Annotated in this window: 2 protein-coding genes; both read right to left on the bottom strand. The window is 70.1% G+C overall.

Annotated elements, in window-relative coordinates; genetic code table 11:
* Positions 1 to 1,751, bottom strand: a 1,751-nt coding sequence (locus tag D180_RS18685; protein ID WP_017913984.1) for an efflux RND transporter permease subunit, incomplete at its 3' end; no start/stop codon positions are given.
* Positions 1,751 to 2,680, bottom strand: a 930-nt coding sequence (locus tag D180_RS18680; protein ID WP_017913983.1) for an efflux RND transporter periplasmic adaptor subunit, incomplete at its 5' end; no start/stop codon positions are given. The genes D180_RS18680 and D180_RS18685, both read right to left, overlap by 1 nt.

The following is a 2,680-nucleotide window of genomic DNA, read 5'->3' as shown; positions in this document are numbered from 1 at the left end:
GGCTTCAGCCAGCCGCGCCGCGGCTGCCAGTGCGGCGGCGCCGGTTCCACCGGGAACGCCAGCGGCGCACGGCCCTTCAGCGAGCTGAGCATCGGGATCAGGGTCATCGACACCACCAGCGAGATCGCGATGGCGATCGCCACAGTCAGCGCCTGGTCGCGGAACAGTTGCCCGGCCACGCCTTCCACGAACACCAGCGGCAGGAACACTGCGATCGTGGTCAGGGTCGAGGCGACCACCGCCATGCCCACCTCGCGGGTGCCGACGATCGCCGCATCGAGCACGCTCAGGCCGCGCTCGCGCGCCTTGGCGATGCTTTCCAGCACCACGATCGAGTCGTCCACCACCAGGCCGGTGGCCAACGCCAACCCGCCCAGCGACATCACGTTGAGGCTCAGGCCGAGCCGGTCCATGAAGAAGAACGTGGTCACGATCGACACCGGCAGCGACAGCCCGATCACGAACGTGCTCCACCCATCGCGCAGGAACAGGAAGATGATCAGGATCGCCAGCAGGCCGCCGATCACCGCATCCTTCTTGACGTCGCCGATGGCGTGCTCGATGAAGCGCGACTGGTCTTCCAGCGTGGTCAGCTCGGCGTCGGCGGGAATCTGCGCCTGCAGTTGTTCCAGGCGCTTGCGCAGCGCCGCCGCGGTGGCCACGGTGTTGGCGTCGCCCTCCTTGTAGATGGCCAGTTCCACCGCCTCCTTGCCGCCCAGGCGGATGATCGCCTCGCGCTCCTTATAGCCCTGCCGCACCTGCGCCACGTCCTTGAGTCGGATCGGCATGCCGCCGGCGACGGTGGTGGTGGTGCTGGAGGTCGCGCTCTGCGCCGCCGAGGCCGCCGCGATCGCGGCTTCCGAGCCGGTGGAGGCGGCGATCGCGTACATCTGCTGCAGGGCCGCGTCGGCCGCGTTGCCGCCGGCGCCCTGGGTGGTCAGCAACAGGTTGCGGATCTCGTCCAGGTCGGCGAACTGGTTGACCGTGCGCACCAGGTAGCGCTGCGTGCCCTGCTCCAGGCGCCCGCCGGAGAGATTGACGTTCTCGTCCTTGAGCCGCGCGATCACCGTGTCGATCGGCATGTTGAGCTGCGCCAGCCGCTGCTGGTCGATATCGACCTGGATCTCGTCCTCCAGCCCACCGCCGACCTTGACCGCGGCCACGCCCTGCACCGGCTCCAGCTTCTTCTTCAGGTCCTCGTCTGCGTAGCGACGCAACTGGGTCAGCGCGCGCACCGCCTCGGCGTCGCTGTGCGCGGCGGTCTTGCTCGACAGCACCAGGCGCATGATCGGTTGGGTGGACGGATTGAAGCGCAGCAGCACCGGCGCCTTGGCCTCCAGCGGCAGCGACAGCGCCTCCATCTTGTCGCGCACCTCCAGGCTGGCCTGGTCCATGTTGGTGCCCCAGGCGAACTCCAGCACCACGTCGCTCTGCCCGGTGCGCGAGACCGACTTGAGCTTGCGCAGGTTCTTGACCACGCCGACGGCTTCTTCGACCGGCTCGGTCACCAGCGTCTCGATCTCCGACGGCGCGGCGCCGGCGTACTCAGTGCGCACGGTCAGGGTCGGATAGCTCAGGTCCGGCAGCAGGTTGACCTTGAGCCCGTGCAGCGCGATCGCGCCGAACAGCAGCATGGTCAGCGTGATCATCGCGATGGTCACGCGGCGGCGGGTGGCGAATTCGACCAGGCCGCCGCCGTGCGCGGTGGCGGGCGCAGGCGGTGCGTGCGCGTCGGAATCGGCGTCGTGCATCAGCGCGCTCCGGCGGTGGTGGCCGGGGCGGCGTCGGCCAGCTCGCGCTGCGGCGCGATCACCTGCACGCGGCTGCCGTCGCGCAGCGCGACCTTGCCGGCGGTGACGACCTGGTCGCCGGCCTGCAGGCCCTGGCGGATCTCCACCCACGGCCCTTCGGCATAGCCCAGCGTCACCGGCACCCGCGCGACCTTGCCGGCGACCACGCGGAACACCGCCGGCTCGCCATCGTCGAGCAGCGCCAGCCGCGGCACCACCAGCGCATCGGCGCGCTGGTCGTAATCGATGCGGATGCGGCCGAACATGCCCGGCTGCAGCGCTTCCGCCCCCTCGTCGAAAGCGCAGACCACGCGGAAGGTGCCGCTGCCGGCATCCACCACCGGCGCGATGCGGTCGACCCGGCCGCGGAACTGCTTGCCCGGCAGCGCGTCGGCCAGCAGGGTCACCGGCTGCCCGGTCTTGAGCGTGGCCAGTTCGCGCTCGGGCACGTTGAGCGTGGCCTCCAGCCGCGAGTCGTCGACGATGCGGAAGATCGGCGTATTGATCTGCACGAAGTTGCCGGTCTTGATCGAACGCGAGGCGATCACCCCGGAGATCGGCGCCACCACCGTGGCATAGGACAGCTCCAGCGCGGCCAACTGGTGTTGCGCGCGCACGTTGGCCAGGTCGTATTTGATCTGGTCGACGTCGGCGGCGCTGACCAGTTGCTGGCCCACCAGTTGCTGCGAGCGGCGGTAGTTGTTCTCCAGCTTGCGCAGTTGCGCCTCGCTCTGCGCCAGCGCCAGGCGCGCGCGGTCCGGGTCCAGCCGCACCAGCGGCTGCCCGGCGCGCACCTGCTGGCCTTCCTCGGCCAGCACCGCCAGGGCCACGCCGGAGGTCTTGGCGACCACCTGCGATTCGGCGCGCGCTTCCAGCGCCGCGGTGCCGCT

Origin of the sequence: Xanthomonas sp. SHU 166, from assembly GCF_000364685.1 — a bacterium.
GTDB classification, from domain to species: Bacteria; Pseudomonadota; Gammaproteobacteria; order Xanthomonadales; family Xanthomonadaceae; genus Xanthomonas_A; species Xanthomonas_A sontii.
Note: the sequence above shows the minus strand (reverse complement) of the source record. Positions and strands in the feature narration are given on the sequence as shown.